Annotated in this window: 16 protein-coding genes; 4 read left to right on the forward strand and 12 right to left on the reverse strand. The window is 68.0% G+C overall.

Annotated elements, in window-relative coordinates; all coding sequences use genetic code 11:
- Window positions 1-113 precede the first annotated feature (113 nt).
- Together ACIHAX_RS09835 and ACIHAX_RS09840 are read right to left on the reverse strand one after the other, a co-directional pair.
- Window positions 114-1,772, reverse strand: a complete 1,659-nt coding sequence (locus ACIHAX_RS09835; protein WP_397276839.1) for an acyl-CoA synthetase — start codon at window positions 1,770-1,772, stop codon at window positions 114-116.
- A 176-nt stretch (window positions 1,773-1,948) separates the two neighbouring features.
- Window positions 1,949-3,574 (reverse strand): acyl-CoA synthetase, encoded by a 1,626-nt coding sequence (locus ACIHAX_RS09840; protein WP_355077879.1) that lies wholly within the window; start codon window positions 3,572-3,574, stop codon window positions 1,949-1,951.
- 250 nt (window positions 3,575-3,824) lie between these two features.
- Here ACIHAX_RS09840 and ACIHAX_RS09845 point away from each other — a divergent pair, with 250 nt between their 5' ends.
- The gene (locus tag ACIHAX_RS09845; protein WP_355077878.1) at window positions 3,825-4,427 is read left to right on the forward strand and encodes a carboxymuconolactone decarboxylase family protein; all 603 of its coding nucleotides are present in this window, start codon (window positions 3,825-3,827) and stop codon (window positions 4,425-4,427) included.
- On the opposite strand, the gene ACIHAX_RS09850 is transcribed toward ACIHAX_RS09845, so the two are convergent.
- Both ACIHAX_RS09850 and ACIHAX_RS09855 read right to left on the reverse strand, forming a co-directional pair.
- On the reverse strand, window positions 4,395-4,895 hold the full coding sequence (locus ACIHAX_RS09850) for a winged helix-turn-helix domain-containing protein (protein WP_364431543.1): 501 nt from the start codon (window positions 4,893-4,895) through the stop codon (window positions 4,395-4,397). The genes ACIHAX_RS09845 and ACIHAX_RS09850 overlap by 33 nt on opposite strands.
- 84 nt (window positions 4,896-4,979) lie before the next feature.
- Window positions 4,980-5,612 carry a hypothetical protein gene (locus tag ACIHAX_RS09855; RefSeq protein ID WP_355077876.1) on the reverse strand — a complete coding sequence of 211 codons (633 nt, stop codon included), beginning with the start codon at window positions 5,610-5,612 and terminating at the stop codon, window positions 4,980-4,982.
- A gap of 595 nt (window positions 5,613-6,207) precedes the next feature.
- Between ACIHAX_RS09855 and ACIHAX_RS09860 the strand changes: the two genes are divergently transcribed.
- Window positions 6,208-7,110, forward strand: coding sequence for a phosphatidylinositol mannoside acyltransferase (locus ACIHAX_RS09860; RefSeq protein ID WP_355077875.1), 903 nt, complete (start codon window positions 6,208-6,210; stop codon window positions 7,108-7,110).
- A gap of 297 nt (window positions 7,111-7,407) precedes the next feature.
- On the opposite strand, the gene ACIHAX_RS09865 is transcribed toward ACIHAX_RS09860, so the two are convergent.
- Together ACIHAX_RS09865 and ACIHAX_RS09870 are read right to left on the reverse strand one after the other, a co-directional pair.
- Window positions 7,408-8,637: an acyl-CoA dehydrogenase family protein gene (locus tag ACIHAX_RS09865; RefSeq protein ID WP_355077874.1), complete on the reverse strand. Its 1,230-nt coding sequence runs from the start codon at window positions 8,635-8,637 to the stop codon at window positions 7,408-7,410.
- 34 nt (window positions 8,638-8,671) lie between these two features.
- Window positions 8,672-10,066 carry an acyl-CoA dehydrogenase family protein gene (locus tag ACIHAX_RS09870; protein ID WP_379253215.1) on the reverse strand — a complete coding sequence of 465 codons (1,395 nt, stop codon included), beginning with the start codon at window positions 10,064-10,066 and terminating at the stop codon, window positions 8,672-8,674.
- Window positions 10,067-10,522: 456 nt separating this feature from the next.
- On the opposite strand from ACIHAX_RS09870, the gene ACIHAX_RS09875 reads away from it, so the two are divergent.
- Window positions 10,523-11,146 carry a Uma2 family endonuclease gene (locus ACIHAX_RS09875; RefSeq protein ID WP_397276843.1) on the forward strand — a complete coding sequence of 208 codons (624 nt, stop codon included), beginning with the start codon at window positions 10,523-10,525 and terminating at the stop codon, window positions 11,144-11,146.
- A gap of 68 nt (window positions 11,147-11,214) precedes the next feature.
- On the opposite strand, the gene ftsX is transcribed toward ACIHAX_RS09875, so the two are convergent.
- From ftsX to ACIHAX_RS09905, 6 genes are all read right to left on the reverse strand, one after another.
- Window positions 11,215-12,120: a permease-like cell division protein FtsX gene (ftsX, locus tag ACIHAX_RS09880; RefSeq protein ID WP_355077872.1), complete on the reverse strand. Its 906-nt coding sequence runs from the start codon at window positions 12,118-12,120 to the stop codon at window positions 11,215-11,217.
- A complete protein-coding gene (gene ftsE, locus ACIHAX_RS09885) occupies window positions 12,120-12,809 on the reverse strand; it encodes a cell division ATP-binding protein FtsE (protein ID WP_039800068.1) in 690 nt (229 codons plus the stop codon). Before ftsE ends, ftsX begins: the two co-directional genes overlap by 1 nt.
- 84 nt (window positions 12,810-12,893) lie before the next feature.
- Window positions 12,894-13,019, reverse strand: a complete 126-nt coding sequence (locus ACIHAX_RS09890; RefSeq protein WP_355077871.1) for a hypothetical protein — start codon at window positions 13,017-13,019, stop codon at window positions 12,894-12,896.
- Between the two features lie 16 nt (window positions 13,020-13,035).
- Window positions 13,036-13,896, reverse strand: a complete 861-nt coding sequence (locus tag ACIHAX_RS09895; protein WP_397276845.1) for a mechanosensitive ion channel family protein — start codon at window positions 13,894-13,896, stop codon at window positions 13,036-13,038.
- Window positions 13,897-15,012: a peptide chain release factor 2 gene (gene prfB / locus ACIHAX_RS09900; RefSeq protein ID WP_355077869.1), complete on the reverse strand. Its 1,116-nt coding sequence runs from the start codon at window positions 15,010-15,012 to the stop codon at window positions 13,897-13,899.
- A gap of 776 nt (window positions 15,013-15,788) precedes the next feature.
- The gene (locus tag ACIHAX_RS09905; RefSeq protein ID WP_355077868.1) at window positions 15,789-16,649 is read right to left on the reverse strand and encodes a helix-turn-helix transcriptional regulator; all 861 of its coding nucleotides are present in this window, start codon (window positions 16,647-16,649) and stop codon (window positions 15,789-15,791) included.
- Window positions 16,650-16,790: 141 nt separating this feature from the next.
- On the opposite strand from ACIHAX_RS09905, the gene ACIHAX_RS09910 reads away from it, so the two are divergent.
- Window positions 16,791-17,387 carry an NAD(P)H-dependent oxidoreductase gene (locus ACIHAX_RS09910; RefSeq protein WP_355077867.1) on the forward strand — a complete coding sequence of 199 codons (597 nt, stop codon included), beginning with the start codon at window positions 16,791-16,793 and terminating at the stop codon, window positions 17,385-17,387.
- Window positions 17,388-17,392: the final 5 nt, after the last annotated feature.

Consider the following 17,392-nt stretch of genomic DNA (forward strand, 5'->3'; position numbering starts at 1 on the left):
GATGATAGCGGACCGGTTGCACGCGTCCGACCGCATCAGCAGGCCCCGAAAATACTCAGGCCTCCATGGCGGGCGGCAGGCGCACCGCCAGGAAGACCGTGGACGCGCTCCGCTCAGCCCGCGTCGACCTCCATCTCGATGAGCGGCTTGCGCAGCAGCTTGCCGGTCGCGTTGCGGGGCAACTCGTCGAGGAAGACCACCTCGCGCGGCACCTTGTAGCGGGCGAGATTCGCCTTGACGTAGTCCTTGATCTCCTGCGGATCGCGCTTGCAATCGGGACCGGGAACGACGAACGCGCGCAGCCGCTTGCCGAACTCGCGGTCCTCGACGCCGACGACCGCGGCTTCGAAGATGTCGTCGCGACCGGCGATGAGGTTCTCCACCTCGAGCGGGAAGACGTTCTCGCCGCCGGAGACGATCATGTCGTCGTCGCGGCCGTCGATGTAGAGCAGGCCGTCGGCGTCGAAGTGCCCGACATCGCCGCTGGACATCATGCCGTCGACCATCTCCTTGCCGCGACCGTCGGTGTAGCCGGTGAAGGCGAAGCCGTTGTCCACGAAGATGGTTCCGGTCACGTTCGGCTCGGTGATCGGCTTGCGCTTCTCGTCGAGCAGCACGATCCGGATGCCGACCGGAGCCTTGCCTGCGGTGGTCGGCGCCTTGCGCAGGTCCTCGGGCGTCGCGACGGTCATGACGGCGCACTCGGTGGAGCCGTAGAGGTTGTAGAGGCTGTCGCCGAAGTGGTCCAGCGTGCGGGTCACCACGTCCGGCGCGATGGCCGAGCCCGCCGCGAAGATCACCTTGATGCTGCTGACGTCGTACTTCGCCAGCACGTCCGCATCCAGGTCCAGGATGCGTTGCAGCATGGTGGGCACCACGACCAGCGAATCCGCCCGGTACTTCTCGATGTTCGCCAAGGTCTGCTCGGGATCGAAGCGGCGCTGCTGGAAGACCACCCGGTTGCCCAGCGCGAGACCGAGGGTGAACTGGGACAAGCCGGTGCCGTGGAAGATCGGCGCCGCCATGATCATGGTGCCGTTGGCGGGCAGCGGCACCCGGTCGACGAACTGAGCCGAGGCGAACGGGCTGACCCGGTCGCGCGGGGCCCCTTTCGGGGTGCCGGTGGTGCCGCTGGTCAGGATGACGATGCCGCCGGGCTTGGCCGGGGCGGGCAGCGATGCGCCGGACTGCCCGCTGATCAGCGAATCGACGGTCGGGATCGCCGGATCGGCGTTGTCCTTCTCGTCCACCCAGGTGAGGATGCGCGGGATCGCGGCGGGGATGGCGCTCATCAGGTCGATGAACTCGCTGTCGTGCAGCACCGCCTTGACGTTCTCGCGCTCGGCGACGTCGGCGAACTGCGGCTTGGCGAACCCGGTGTTCATCAGCACGCCGCGCACGCCGAGCTTGCCGGTGGCCAGCAGGCTCAGCACCATGCCGCGGTGGTCGCGCGCCAGGATCGCCACCACGTCACCGGGATTGATGCCTTTGCTCTGCAAGCCGCGGGCCAAGGCGTTGGACTGTTCGTTGAGACCGCCGAAAGTCAGCTCCCCGCGCTCGTCGACGATCGCGACGGCGTGCGGCCTCGTCTGCGCGGCATGCATGACGACACCCGCGAACGGGCCGAACTTCAAGATATTGAACGCCGACCGAGCGGCATGGTCGGGGCGCAGCGGATTGAACAGCCGCCGCTTGACCATCACGTTCACGCCAAGGGCAAGATCGCCCGCCTTGCGGGCGGCGCCGCCCAACGCGGGGAGGGAAAGAGACATCGACGACAACCTTCCGGCGGTATCACCCGGTGATCCTCCGGGTGGTGCGGACCGCAATTTCGATACCCAGTGCTGGTGCTAACACTAGCAAGCTTGTGTAACCGGTTGTGTCATGTATCTCAGCGGACGCTACCCGCTGGTAACGGGCCGGGCGCGGTGGCCCGGCCCGCTGTTCATCAGGCCTTGACCTCGTACTCGACCAGCACGCGGCGCAGCAGTTTGCCGGTGGCGTTCCGCGGCAGGTCATCGAGGAAGACCACCTCGCGCGGCACCTTGTAGCGCGCCAGGTTGTTCTTCACGTACGCCTTGATCTCCTCGCCGTCGGGCGAGGAGCCCGGCTCGGGAACTACGAAGGCGCGCAGGCGCTTGCCGAACTCCACGTCGTCCACGCCGACCACGGCCACGTCGAAGATGTCGGGCCGTTCCAGCAGCAGGTTCTCCACCTCCTGCGGGAAGACGTTCTCGCCGCCGGACACGATCATGTCGTCGTCGCGGCCGTCCACCATGAGCAGGCCGTTCTCGTCGAAGTGGCCGACGTCGCCGCTGGACATGTAGCCGTCGATGATCTGCTTGTGCCTGCCGTCGGTGTAGCCCTCGAACGGAGCGCCGCTGCGGATGAAGATTCGGCCGGTGGTGTTGGTGGCGGTGACGCGCTGGTCGTTGTCGTCGTAGAGCCGAACCTCGCAGGTGATCGGCGCGCGACCGACGGTGCCGGGCGCGAGGGCGAGATCCTCCGGGTTGGCCACCGTCGCCACGGCGCACTCGGTGGAGCCGTAGAGGTTGTAGAGCACCGGACCGAACGCCTCGGTGGCCTTGATCGTCAGTTCCGGCGACAGCGCCGAACCGGCCAGCACGATCGACTTCAGCGAGGACGTGTCGTATTTCGCCCGGATCGCCGGATCGAGTTCGACCATCCGGTGCAGCATCGTCGGCACCGCCACCAGCATGTCGGCCTTGTGCTCGGCGACCAGGGCGAGCGTGGCCTCGGCGTCGAACCGGCGGCGCACCACGACCTTGTTGGCCAGCGCCGCGCCGACCAGCCAGGTGGCCAGTCCGGTGCTGTGGAAGATCGGCGAGACGATCACCTGAGTGCCGCGCTGCGGGAACGGGATGCGGTCGACCATCTGCGCCGTCGACAGTGGAGTGACCTTGGTGCGCGGAGCGCCCTTCGGCAGGCCGGTGGTGCCGCTGGTCAGGATGATGAAGCCACCGGGCTTGCTCGGCGCGGGCAGCGGCTCGGCGGAGTTGGCGGCCACCAGGTCGTCGAGCGTCTGCGCACCCTCGGGGAGTGTGGCGCCCTCGTCGACCCAGGTGATGTAGCGCGGCAAGTCGGCGGGCAACGCGTCGAGCAGGCCGAGGAACTCGCTGTCGTGCAGCACCGCCTTGACCTTCTCGCGGGCGCACACCTCGGCGAACTGCGGCTTCGCGAATCCGGTGTTCATCAACGCGACTCGCACGCCGAGCTTGCCCGCGGCGGCCATGGCGATGATGAGCCCGCGGTGGTCGCGCGCGAGCACGCCGATCACCTGGCCTTCGGAGATGCCCGCCGCTTGCAGGCCGCGCGCGACGGCCGTCGACCGGTCGTCCAGTTCGCGGTAGGTCAGGGCGCCCGCCTCGTCCACGATGCCCGGAGCGTCCGGCGCCACGCGCGCGGAGTGCCGGATCAGCGTGGCCTGCGGGCCGAGGATGCGCGACTCCTTCATCGTCCGCAGTGTCTCCAGCGGCTTCCGGGGATCGGTGACACCCCGGCTGCGCAGCACACCCAGCGCCTTCACGGCCTCCAGCGTGTGGGCCAAATTCATGTCGAACAACCTCCACAAAACCCTCGCGTCGGTCCTCGACCTAGCGAACCGGTACGGCGTGTGACTTGACACCGTAGCAGTGCGGAGTGTGACAGGTCACAACAGAAACGGACAAACCCGTCTCGGTTCGGTCGCGGCCACCGCAGGTGAGAGCGGTCGCCGGTCCGATTTCGGTCTTTTCGCCCGCCGTTACCGGCCGGTAGCGCTACCCTCGCAACGTCTCGAGACCGCTCGAAGGGAGACGCGGCCAATGTCCGATCCGAAGGACCGTGCACCGTTCATCGACATTCCCGGCGATCTGCCCGGCATCCGCGGCCTGTTCGCTTTCAAGCCCGAAACCGGGACGGCGCTCAGCGAATTCGCGCAGACCCTGTTGCGTGGGTCGTCCCCGCTGACGCCGGGGGAGCGCGAAACCATCGCCGCGTACGTGTCGTCGCGCAACCAGACCTACTTCTGCACCCAGTCGCACGCGGCGACCGCGGCAGCGCTGGTCGACGGCGGTCGCGAGCTGATCGACGCCGTCATCGAAGACGCGGACTCCGCCGCGATCGATCCGAAACTGCGTGCGCTGCTGCGCATCGCGGACAAGGTGCGCCGGTCGGGACTCGAGGTGACCGCGGAGGACGTCGAGAACGCGCGCGCCGCGGGCGCCAAGGACGAGGACATCCACGACGCGGTCCTCATCGCTTCGGCGTTCTGCATGTTCAACCGCTATGTGGACGGCCTGGCGACGGTCGCGCCCAAGGAGCGGGCGACCTACGAGCAGATCGGTGGGATGCTCGCCACCGCCGGATATGTGGCCGCCGGAGTGCCGCCGGAATCAGCGGCGAGCGCTGGCCAGGGCGACGAGTAAGGGCACCACCCGGGCGGTGGGCACCTCGAATCGCCCGCGCCCCGCGGTGTGCAGCCAGCCGACGGCGGCCAGTTGCCGCAAGTGCTGATAGATCTGGCCGGAGTCGCCGACACCGTCCACTCCGGCCAGTTCGGCCGCGGTTCGCCGCCCGCCCATGATCTCGCGCAGCAGCCGCAGCCGCACCGGGCTGCCCAGCGCCGCAAGGCATTCCGCCGTCTCGGCCCAGTCGTCCTCGATGAGGTCGCCGGTGGTGAACCGGGCCTGCCACTCGCGCTGCTGGTCGTTGGGCAAACGGACCGACCCGGCGAAGACCACGCCGCCGTCGGGCTCGTCGGCCGTGGCGAACTCGTCCCGCAGACGAGCCACCGCCCACTGCTCGGCGCCCGGCGGGAGATCTTCGGGGCGAATTCTTTCTTCCAGCGCGCTGAGCCGCCGTTCCAACTCGGCGACTCGGTCTTCCAGGCTCACGAACCCAAAAGCTACGGAATTCCATAACTTCCGACAAACCGATGGCCCGGCTCCCGTGGCGGCGGGAGCCGGGGCCTTTCGTACTCAGTTGTAGACGGCGCCGAACGACGGAACCGAGATGGTGCCCAACCGGTAGGCGTACCCATCCGGGTTCATGTCGCTGACGGGCACCGACCAACGATGCCACAGCGATCCGTACACCGCGGCGACCACCGGGCCCGCGCCGGTGTCCAGGGCGCGGCTGCGAATGGTGGTGTCCACCGGAACGTCGTTGTGCTCGTAGAGCAGTTCGGTGCCGCTGCGCCCGTTGGCCAGGTTGATCCACAGCGCCTCGAGCTTCGCGCCGCCCTGGTTCGGCGAGATGGTGCCGGGGCCGCCGAAGAACCCGATGCGGAATCCGTCCATCCCGAGGGCGATTCCCGATCCGTACACGCCCGGCCCCTCACCGCGTCCGATATCCGACTGCGCCGGAACCTGGAACGGCTGGGCGGGCAAGGCGACCTGACCTGCCTTCGCGAGCTGTCCGGAGGCGATCAGCCGATCCACCGCCTGCTCCGCCGCCGGATTACCGGCCGCGGCGGTCCGCAGTTGCTGCGCGGCGGCGGACCAATCGACCGCGGCGGGTTGGGCGGCGGCGTGTCCGGCGAAGGGCGCTGTCAACACTGCCGAGGCGGCCAAAGCGGTGGCGAGGCGACGCGTGAAACTCAGTCGTTGCATAACCAGTTCTCCTTGAAGTTTGCTGGTACTGCTCGAGTGAAGATACGTCCGCTGATTCGTCGATCCAGCGACTCAGGGCGATAGGCTGCCTCGGCCGGGGCGCGTCTGTCCAGGGATGAACGCGGATTGGCGTGATCGTGTCATTGACACATCGATGCAGCGGCCTGCCCGTCGACAGCAGCCGCGGTGGTTGTCCTCGTCGTCGGACATCGCGAAGGGAACCGGCCGCGGTCGTCGCCATCATCGCGGGTCTCTTCCAAGGAGCGGTTCGGCGCACTTCCGATAAAACCATTCCGTTTGATCTGCGCAGGCGTAGTGTGGAGTTCTCGAGGTGACCGCCGAATTCGCGGCGGCGGCGATCGTGTCTTCGCGGTACGCCACCCAGTCGGGTGCCATCGATCGCGAGTGAGCGGAGAACCCCGGAATGTATCGAAGTAACCGACCCTCATCTGACCTGTTCAGCCATCGGAGCGAGCCGGTCGATACCAGCGCGCCGATGCCGGGCGCGGTCGATCTGCCCGTATTCAGCGACGCTGTCGCCGCAACTCCTGCCATGGCGACCGACGAAACGACGCAGGCCGCAGGCGGGTGACCGATGGATCCGGCGGCCAGGGCATGGGATCTCGGTTACGCCGCGGGTTGGCGGCTGGTGCGCGCCCTGCCGGAACCACTGGCCGTCCGCCTCTTCGATGTGGGAGCCGAACGCGCGGCTCAGAACGGCGGACCGAACCAATTGCGCCGGAACCTTTCTCGGGTCCTGGGCACCGCGCCGGAGGAGGTGCCGCAGCCGCTGGTCCTGGCGAGCCTGCGCTCCTATGCCCGGTACTGGCGCGAAGCCTTCCGGCTGCCGTCGATGGACCCGCTGAGCCTGGCCGACGCCATCGAATCCTCGGCGACCGGACTCGAACACATCCACCGGGCGGTCGAACGCGGCACCGGAGCCGTGCTCGCCCTGCCGCACAGCGGTAATTGGGACCTGGCGGGGGTCTGGCTGGTGCAGCGCGTCGGCTCGCCGACCGTGGTCGCGGAGCGGCTCGCGCCGGAATCGTTGTTCCGGCGCTTCGTTCGTTTCCGTGAACGCTTGGGCTTCGAGATCATCCCCCTCACCGGCACCGCGACGCCGCCGTTCCCGCAGTTGCTCGCCCGGATCCGGCAGGGGCGGATAGTCGGGTTACTCGGGGAACGCGACTTGTCCGGTACGGGCGTACCGGTCACTTTCTTCGGTGAGCAGGCTCGGCTGCCGGCCGGTCCGGCTCGGCTGGCCATCGACACCGGCGCGCCACTTCTCCCCGTGCACTGCTGGTACACCCCCGACGGCTGGGGATTCCGCGTGGATCCACCTATCGACACCAGCCGTGGAGTGCGTGAGACCACCCAGGCGCTGGCCGATCGATTCGCGGCGGGAATCACCGCCCACCCCGCCGACTGGCACATGCTCCAGCCCCTCTGGACAGCCGACGTCACCGCCGCCCGGCTCGCTCGCCGAAACCCGGACTGAAACGCTCGGCGGTGCCCAAGTCGGCGAGCGAACGCGCTGATACGAGGGGGCGTCTCAGTCGCCGGGCAGCCCCCACGCGAATCCAGCGGCTATCACGAAACAACTGACGATCGAAATGAGAACGATGCTCCACATGGGGGCGAAGAGTACGGAACCCGCGGGGCGAAATCCATAGCTACGCATCACTGAAAGTGTTCGGGGACACGTCATTCGCCTACTGGCGGCGGAGAGAACGAAAATCCGGTGCGAGTCCGAGAAGCTCGCACCGGATTCCGTTGTCGACCGTCTAGCGCGGCGTCACTTCAGCTCGGCGCTGGTCTTGCCCAGCACCCGGCGCGCCACGATGAGCTGCTGGATCTGCTGGGTGCCTTCGAAGATGTCCAGGATCTTCGAGTCGCGGCCCCACTTCTCCAACAGCGTTCGCTGCGAGTAGCCGATGGCGCCGGCCAGTTCGACGGCTTTGAGGGTGACGTCGGTGCCGGTGCGGCCCGCCTTCGCCTTGGACATGGACGCCTCGAGCGAGTTGGGCTTCTTGTTGTCGGCCATCCACGCGGCGCGCAGGGCGAGCAGGTAGGCGGACTCGTAATCGGCTTCCATCCGCAGGAACTCGGCCGCTGCGGCGTGCTGGTTGTTCGCGGGGGTGTCGTAGGAGATCTCCACACCCGCCGCGGTCAGGATCGAGCGCAGTTCTTCCAGCGCGGCGCGGGCCACGCCGATCGCCATCGCGGCGACGAGCGGACGGGTGTTGTCGAAGGTCTGCATGACCCCGGCGAAACCCTTCTCCACGTTGACTTCCGGGCTGCCGAGGATGTTGTCCTTCGGGATCCGGCAGTCCTGCAACAGCAGCACGGCGGTGTCGGAGGCCTTGATGCCGAGCTTGTGCTCGAGCCGCGCCACCGACAGGCCGGGAGCGTCACGCGGCACGACGAACGACTTGATCGCCGCGCGGCCGAGGCTTTTGTCCACCGTCGCCCACACCACGATATGGGTCGAGCGCTGACCCGCGGTGACGAAGATCTTCTCGCCGTTGAGCACCCACTCGTCGCCGTCGAGCACGGCGGTGGTGGACACGGCGGCGGAATCGGAGCCGAAGGACGGCTCGGTGATCGCCATCGAGGCCCACACCTTGCCGAAGCGCTTCAGCTGCTCGTCGGTGGCGACAGCGGCGATGGCCGCGTTGCCCAGGCCCTGGTAAGGGATCGACAGCATGAGGCCGACGTCGCCCCACGAGGTCTCCAGCGCGTTCAACAGCGCGGACATGTTGCCGCCGTTGGTGTTACCGAGCAGCTCGGTGGCGTGGCGGTCGCCCTCGCTGTCATCCGAGCGGCCACCGGCGGCGCCGCCGATCTTCTGGGTGCCGGAGTCGGCCAAGCCCTCGACCATGGCGGCCATGGTGTCCAGCTCGACCGGGTAGTCGTGCTCGGCGAGGTCGTACTTGCGCGAGATCGGGCGGAAGATCTCCTGCGCGACCTGGTGCGCCTGGTTCGCGCTGGCCCGCAGCTTCTTGGGGAGTTCGAGGTTGATCATGTTGTGAGGTCTCCTGGAAAACGGAACGGGCCGGTCAGATGAGCACGACACCTTCGGCGACGCCGATGGCCCGCAGATCGCGGTACCAGCGCTCGACCGGGTGTTCCTTGGTGAAGCCGTGGCCGCCGAGCAGCTGCACGCCGTCGAGGCCGATCTGCATGCCCTTGTCGGTGGCGAGCTTGCGGGCCAGCGCCGCCTCGCGGCCGAAGGACAGGCCCTGCTCCGCGCGGGACGCGCCGCGCAGGGTGACCAGCCGCAGGCCGTCGAGTTCGATCGCGATGTTGGCGACCATGAAGGCCACCGCCTGCCGGTGCGAGATCGGCTCGCCGAACGCCTCGCGCTCGTTGACGTACGGGATCACGTAGTCCAGCACGGCCCGGCCGGTGCCCGCGGCGAGCGAAGCCCAGCCGAGGCGGGCCAGGCGCACGGCGTCGGCGTACTCCTCGGCGCGGGTCGCGGCGTCACCGTCACCCAGGATGGCGTCGGCGCCGACCGCGACGTTGTCCAGGATCAGCCGGCCCAGGCCCGCGGCGCGCAGACCCATGCTCGGATCGGCCTCGACCACCAGACCGGGCGCGTCCGATTCGACGATGAACAGCGCGGGACGGCCGTCGAGCTCGGCGGCGATCAGGAACAGTTCGGCGTCGGCCGCGGCGGGCACCAGGCTCTTCACGCCCGAGATGCGGTAGCCGCTCGGCGAGCGCACGGCCTTGGTGTCCAGGGCGAACGGGTCGAACAGGGCGCGGGGCTCGCTGATCACCACCGAAGCCTGCGGCACGTTCTCGCCGGTGAAGGAGGGCAGGTAGGTCTTCTGCTGCGCGTCGCTGCCCCACTGCGCGAGCGCGACCGCGACGCCGCTGGGAGCGAGGATCGGCAGGGCCAAGCCCATGTCGCCGTGCGCCAGCGCCTCGGCGACCAGCGAGTTGGTCACCGCGCCGCGCTCGGAGGCCGCACCCTCGAGTTCCTCGGGGACGTTGATCAGGGTGATGCCGAGCTCGGCGGCGCGCTCGAGCAGGTCGCGCGGCGCCTTGGCGGCGTTGTCGGCCTCGTAGGCGGCCGGGCGCAGGATCTCGGCGGCGAACTCCTGCACCGTCTCGACGATCATCTGCTGCTCGTCGCTGGGCGTCAGGTCGAAGAAGTCCTTGTTCTTCGCCTCGTTGGTGGCCAGGCGCTTCGGCGCACCGCCGCCCGCGACCTTGGCGAAGGCGCGGGTCGCCGCGCCGAGCGTGCGGAAGCCGGTCTTGGTGCCCTCGTAGGTGACGCGCTCGATCGGCTTGCGCAGGTTGTATTTCTCGGCCAGTTCCGACCCGGTAATGCTCGTCATGACCCGCATCGCCGCGCCCATCCAATCCCGCTTGGGATGGTTCAGGCCGACCGCGGACGTGTCTGGACGTCGCTTCGTTGCGCTGTCTCGAGTGCTCATCATCACCTGTTTTCTCGGATGGGTTGGTGCGGTCTTTCCCAGCTATCTTACTCCAGAGTAAGGCTATCTTACTGCTGAGTAAGAAGTGCGTCGAGGTGCAGCATACGCGGTGAATCCGCGCCTTGCTGGACAAGTGCCCGAAGTTGCGTCCCGGGGTCGCCGTCGCCTCCTGCGCGCGTCGTGCTAGGCCACGCAGCGCGATGAGCTGCGGCTTCGGAACACACGCGGACACTCCGAGCCGGATAGCCGGATCGACCGCCGCCGGTTCGCCGCGATCCAAGGCCATAGCGGCGATCGATGCTGATTCGTTATTTCGTCGACAGGGGACATGCGTGCTGTGTGGAGCGATCGGCAGAGCTGTCTCGAACCCGGCGGCGGCGCGGTCGGCAGGCGAGACGAATCCAACGGCAGGTGATGTCGACGGAGGCGGTCGACCGTGGTGCCGTGATTACAATCCGACGCATGTCAGCGATCTTCGACTGGGCCCGGCCGGACAATGTGCAGCCGGAGCCGATCACGGTCGACATCTGGCGCGAGCTTCCGGAAGAGTTCTGCCGCTTGGTCGAAGTGGTGAACGGGGACGCGGTCCGTTGCGAATCACCGAGTAGGGCACATCAGAAAGCCGTCCACCGGCTCTTGGCGATGCTGGAATCGGCGGCTCGTGAATACATGGCCGAAGATCCGTCGGCATGTCTGGACGCCAACCACGACTTCGACGTGGTCCTTTGGGAAGTGCCCCGAGCGACGATTCGGCGTCCCGACATCGCACTGTTCGAGTGCGTGCCAGCGGATGTGCGACCGATGCCGGCGCGCCATCTGAAGATCGCCGTCGAGATCATTTCGCCCAGCCATGTCAAAACGGACCGACTCGAGAAAATGGTCGAATACGCCGCTGCCGGAATTCCGTGGTACTGGCTGGTCAGCGTGTCGGACACCGAGGTGACCGCGATCGAGACCTACGGCCTGGACCACAGCGTCGGTCACTACCGGCTCGCCCGCGTGTTGAAGCCGCAGACCGCGTTCGCCGTCGATCTGCCGATCCGCATCCAGCTCGACTGGGACCAGCTCACCGATCTCGTGCTGTAAGAGGGGCCGGAGCCGACTCGTACACGGTCCGAGCGGGCCGGTGGCGCTGCGGCCACCGGCCCGAAGGATCACTCGCGCACGTAGTACCGCAGCGTCGCGTAGGCCGTGATCCCCGCGAAGACGATGCCGACCGGGGCGATGACGAGCGCGGTCATCGCGATGTCGTCGCCGGTGATGCGGGGGAAGACCTTGCTGGCGAACAGGTCGCCGAGGGCGCGGTCGATCACCAGCGGGCGGGCGATGAGCAGGCCGAACATGGCGAGCAGGGAGCCGGCCAGCGCGGCGACCACGGCCTCGAGCAGGAAGGGCAGCTGGGTGTACCAGCGGGTCGCACCGACCAATCGCATGATGCCGACCTCGGTGCGCCGGGTGAACGCGGCGATCTGCACCATGTTCGCGATCAGCATCACCGCGGCCAGCGCTTGCAGCACGGCCAGGCCGAACGCCGCGTTGCGCAACCCGTCGAACAGGCTGACCAGCCGGTCCACGATGTCCTTGTCGTTGCGCACCATGCCGACGCCGGGGCGGTCGTAGAACTTCTCGTAGATCGTCGGATAGAGCTCCGCGTTGTCCATCTTGACTCGCAGCGACGCGGGCAACGGCGTCTCGCTGACGTACTTGGCCAGCTCGGGCTGGTCCTTGAACGTCTTCTCCTTGGCCTCGCGGACCGCCTCTTCCCGGTTGAGGAACTGGACCGACTCCACGCCGCTGGTCGCCTTCAGATCCGCCATGAGCGAGCGGCACGGGTCCAGCGAGCAGTCCGGGTCGTTGGCCGACACGTCTTCGGTCAGGTACAGCCGCACCTCGAGCCGGTCCAGGAAGTACTGCTCGGTCTTGTCCGCGATGCGCACCGCCAGCAGACCGCCACCGAGCATGGTGAGCGAGACCGCGGTGGTCAGGATCATCGCGATGGTCATCGTGACATTGCGGCGCAGGCCCGCGAAGACCTCGCCGAACAGGAAGCTCGCGCGCATTATCGGCCCACCCCGTACACGCCCGTCGCCTCGTCCCGCACCAGGCGTCCGTGGTCGAGTTCGACCACCCGCCTGCGCATCGCGTCGACGATGTGGTTGTCATGGGTGGCCATCACCACCGTGGTGCCGATGCGGTTGATCCGCTCCAGCAGCATCATGATGTCGGCGCTGGTGTCGGGATCGAGGTTGCCGGTCGGTTCGTCGGCCAGCAGCACCAGCGGCCGGTTCACGAAGGCGCGCGCGATCGCGACGCGCTGCTGTTCACCGCCGGACAGCTCGGTCGGCAGCCGGTCGGCCTTGCCGCCGAGGCCGACCATGTCGAGCACCTCGGGGACCGTGCGGTCGATGACCTGGCGTCGCTTGCCGATGACCTCCAGCGCGAAGGCGACGTTCTGGTACACGGTCTTCTGCTGCAGCAGCCGGAAATCCTGGAAGACGCACCCGATCCGCTGGCGCAACTTGGGCACCTTGCGGCCGGGTAAGCGGTCGACCCGGAAATCGGCCACTCTGATCTCGCCCGCCGTCGGAGTCTCCTCCTTCAACAGCAAGCGCATGAAGGTCGACTTTCCCGAGCCGGACGGTCCGATGATGAAGACGAACTCGCCCTTGCCCACATCGACGGTGATGTTGTCCAGCGCGGGTCGCGTCGAGGTCTTGTACGACTTGGTCACGTTCCGCATGGTGATCACGGGGAGCCAGTGTAACCAGCAACCGTTCGCGGCCTGCGTTGTCAACCGTGGGAGACAGTGCGGCGGCGGTCGGTCCCACTCGGCTCAGTGGCCCGGCTGTTCGTTGAACACCGCTGCCGGAACAGCGTTGACCAGGGTGGCCGGAGCGGTGGTGGTCTCCTCGGGTTTGACGAATACGTACAGCACGAACGTGGCGACCCAAGTTGCCATCAGGATCGCCGTGGATCTACGTGGTCTCACTGATTCCCTCCCGGCGCAGCGCCGCGGCGACTCGTACCCGCAGCTCGCGTCCGACGTCGAACTGTTTACCCGGCAACGTCCGGGCAACCATTCGGATGTTCATCTGGTCGACGGTCAGGTCTTCCACACCCATGACGGTGGGCTCGTCCAGCAGCAACGGCTTCAGGCGAGCGTCCTCGTACGCCTTCGCGCCCACCTCGTGCAGGATCTCGTTGACCCTGGTGATGTCGGCGCTGGCGGACACCGGAACGTCGATCGCGGCGCGCGCCCAATCCTTCGACAGGTTCGTGACCTTCACGATCTGGCCGTTGGGCACGGTGATCACTTCACCGTCGGCGTTGCGCAATGTGGTGATCCGCAGCGTGACGTCCTCGACCGTACCTTCGGCCTGCTCCGCGGCTCCGGTCACGGCGATGCGGACCACATCGCCGAACCCGTACTGCCGCTCCGTGATCAGGAAGAATCCGGCGAGGATGTCCTGCACGATGCGCTGCGCGCCGAAACCCAGCGCGGCGCCGAGCACCGCGGCGGGCGCGACCAACCCGGTGACGGCGAAGCCGAGCCGCCGCAGCACCTCCATGGTGATCAGCACGTAGACGATGGTCAGCACCACCCAGGTGATCACCTGGGCGAGCGCGTGCCGATGCTTGGCCGCCTCGGTGCGCACCAGCGCGTCGCTGCTGCGGAATCCCGCGTCGATCCTGCGGGTGACCCGGTTCCGCAGGTAGGTGGCGAGCCGGCTGAACAGGATGGCGCCGAGGATGAGCAGCACGATCTCCAGGCCCGAACCGCGTAGCCACGTGGTGAAACCGGTGGAAGCGATAGCCTGGATGCCCGCGACATTCATCTAGCTCGCCTGCTCTCGCATTCGCCAGCGGATCCCCGACTCGATGAACCCGTCGATGTCGCCGTCGAGCACCGCCGACGGGTTGTTCACCTCGTAGTTCGTCCGCAGGTCCTTGACCATCTGGTACGGGTGCAGCACGTAGGAGCGCATCTGATTGCCCCAGGACGCGCCCTCGTTGGTCTTCAGCGCGTCCATCTCGGCGCGCTCTTCCTGCCGCTTGCGTTCCAGCAGCTTGGCCTGCAGCACCCGCATGGCCGAGATCTTGTTCTGCAGCTGCGATTTCTCGTTCTGACAGGTGACCACGATGCCGGTGGGCAAGTGGGTGATCCGGACCGCGGAGTCGGTGGTGTTGACGCTCTGGCCGCCGGGGCCCGACGAGCGGTACACATCGACGCGGATCTCCGTCTCCGGCACCTCGATGTGGTCGGTGGTCTCCACCACGGGAAGCACCTCGACCTCGGCGAAGGAGGTCTGGCGGCGGCCCTGGTTGTCGAACGGGCTGATCCGCACCAGCCGGTGCGTGCCCATCTCGACCGAGAGCGTGCCGTAGGCGTAGGGCGTCTTCACCGCGAAGGTGGCGCTCTTGATGCCCGCTTCTTCGGCATACGAGGTGTCGTAGACCTCGACCCCGTACTTGTGCCGGTCGGCCCAGCGGATGTACATGCGCATGAGCATCTCGGCCCAGTCGGCGGCGTCCACGCCACCGGCGCCGGAGCGGATGTTCACCAGCGCGTCGCGCTTGTCGTACTCGCCGGACAGCAGCGTGCGGACCTCCATGGCCTCCACGTCGCTGTGCAGCGCGGCGCGCTCGGCGTCGGCCTCGGCGAGCGCGTTGGTCTTGGCCTCGCCCTCTTCCTCTTCGGCCAGTTCGTAGAGCACCGGCAGATCGTCGAGCCGCTGACGCAGCTCCTCCACCCGGCGCAACTCGCCTTGGGCGTGCGACAGCTCACTGGTGACCCGCTGGGCGTGGTCCTGGTCGTTCCACAGCTCGGGGTCGGCGGCCTGATGCTCGAGCTCGTCGATACGACGACGCAGCTCGTCGATGTCGAGGACCGATTCGACCGTCTTGAGAGTGGCGTCGAGTTCGGCGAGATCAGCGGAAACGTCAGGATGCACGATCGTCAAGCCTAGCTGCCCCTCTTCGGCCGCAGCACACGAGTGCGCGCGGTGTGACCGGGGACGGCGCCTGCGCGGGTTGCTCGCGCCCGGCGCGGGCCGAGCGGGCGGATCGCCGGGACGTCGCGCGCTCGCTCGACAGCCCGCGCCGGGCGGGTGAGCTGTGACGGACGCCTCATGGGTTTCTACCCTAAACGGCGACCGCGCTTGGCGCAGTTGGTGTTTGGAATTCGCGGCGGAGATGCTGCTCCGGCCACGCGACGGGATGCCGGTCGTGCCTGATCAGTCGTCCTGCCGGGCGGACGGTTTGTGCGCGAGGGGAGCGGTGTGGCGAACTCCACTCGTGCGGCCGCGGATCGCCGCCGCTCGGAGCTCACGCAACTGCTCGACGACTCTCGGCCAAGCCGATTCCGCCGTGCCGATTCCGCCGTGCCGATTCGGCCGTGCCGATTCCGGCCGTGCCGATTCCGGCCGAGGTGATTCCGGCCGAAGCGGCGATCGGCGTGCTCGGCAGCCGAAACCCCGTGGCCGAGGAGGGTTCGCCCGGGGGACTTGCGCCCACGGCAGAGCGTTTCGCCGTTCCGGCTGGTCACAGCCGATATCGGGGGTGCGGTCACCGGGACCGACGGCGAGCGCAGGGTTGCGGAAGCACCGCGCCCCGACCGGCTTCCTCACCCCACGGGGTCAGCGATCGACATGCCTGGTCGACTCCGGCTGTGCCGCGCGGGCGTACTCGATTTACCGCGATCGATCCGGCTGTGCCATGAGTGGCCCGCTCAGCCCGAGACGGCCCGCAGTCCACCCGGGCGGCGTCCGGCGAGTGCGTCGAGGGCCGCGGCGGTGGCGTCGTCGGCCGGTAGATAGACGATCACCCGCTGGTCGTCGTCGGCGGAGAGCTCCAGGAACTCGTAGGCCAGGCGCAGCGATCCGGCTTCGGGATGGGCGAGGCGGGTGATGCCGGTGGCGGCGGCCAAACTCGGCACGGTGTCGACCCGGTCGGCGAACGCCGGGCCCACGGTGACGGTGAGCTCGTCGGCGAGCGCGGCGATATGCGAGTCGGCGCGGAACGGGCCCTGCTTCAACGTCGCGACCGTCTCGTCGGCGACGTGCTCCCAGTCCGCGTATACGTCCCTGGATCCAGGGACGCAGAAGACGAAACGTGCCAGGTTGGGCGGGGTATGCGGCCCGTCGAAGAGTCCGGTCGGCGCCATCAGCCGGTGGTAGGCGCCGGTGTAGGCGAGAACCTCGGTGAGGCGATTGACCACGACGGCGGGCGTCGGCTCGAGCCGGTCCAGGATCGCGCGCACCGTCGGCCGCACCTCGCGCAGCGGCTGCGCGTCCCCCATGCAGGTGAAGCCGCTGTCCACCGACTTGGTCAACCGGTGCAGGTGCACGCGTTCGGCGGGGCTCAAACGCAACGCGTCCGCCAGCGCGGAAAGCACCGGAGGGGAGGGACGCCGGTCGCGCCCCTGCTCCAGGCGCGTGACGTACTCCACGCTCACACCGGCCAGGGTGGCCAGCTCGGCGCGGCGCAATCCGGGGGTGCGCCGCCGCGCGCCGGTGGGCAGGCCGACTTGGGCGGGCGTCACCGCCTCGCGGCGGGTGCGCAGGAACAGCCCCAGCTCGTTGTCGCTCACCTGTCGAACCTAACAAGGCGAAACGCTCGGAGGGTGTCCCTGCCACTACCACTCTTACGGCGGTCTCCCTGTTCCACGTGCCCGGCAGCAGATTGAGTGGGCGGCCCGGCCGGGCCGTTCTGTGATCCGAGGAGGAACAGCATGTCCAACGCCCCACTGAAGCTCGCGGTGATCATCGGCAGCGTCCGCGAGGGACGTTTCGGGCCGGTCGTGGCCACATGGTTCACCGAGCAGGCGCGGCGGCACGGTTCGTTCGAGGTGGACGTCATCGACTTGGCCGAGGCGGACATCCCCTGGGAACTGCCCGCGGTGCCGCCCGCGATGGATCCGGACCCGCAGCGACCCGAAGGGATGACCGACCTCACGCGCAGGCTCACGGCGGCCGACGCCTTCGTCATCGTCACGCCCGACTACAACCGCAGCATCCCCGCGTCCCTGAAGGCCGTCATCGACTGGCACTTCACCCAGTGGAACGCGAAAGCGATCGGTTTCGTCGGCTACAGCGGAGCGTCCGGCGGCCTGCTCGCCATCGAGCACCTGCGGCAGATCTTCAACGAGCTCAACGCGCACACCGTGCGCAACTACGTGTCGTTCCCGCGCTACTACCTGCTCTTCGACGACGAGGGCAAGCCGAGGGAGCCGCAGGAGCCCGCGGCCGCCGCGACGGCGATGCTGGATCAGTTGCACTGGTGGGCGAGCGCGTTGACGGCGGCGCGATCCCTGGAACCCGTGGGGTGAGCGCC

The organism is Nocardia sp. NPDC051929, assembly GCF_044548645.1.
In the GTDB taxonomy this organism is placed as follows: domain Bacteria; phylum Actinomycetota; class Actinomycetes; order Mycobacteriales; family Mycobacteriaceae; genus Nocardia; species Nocardia sichangensis.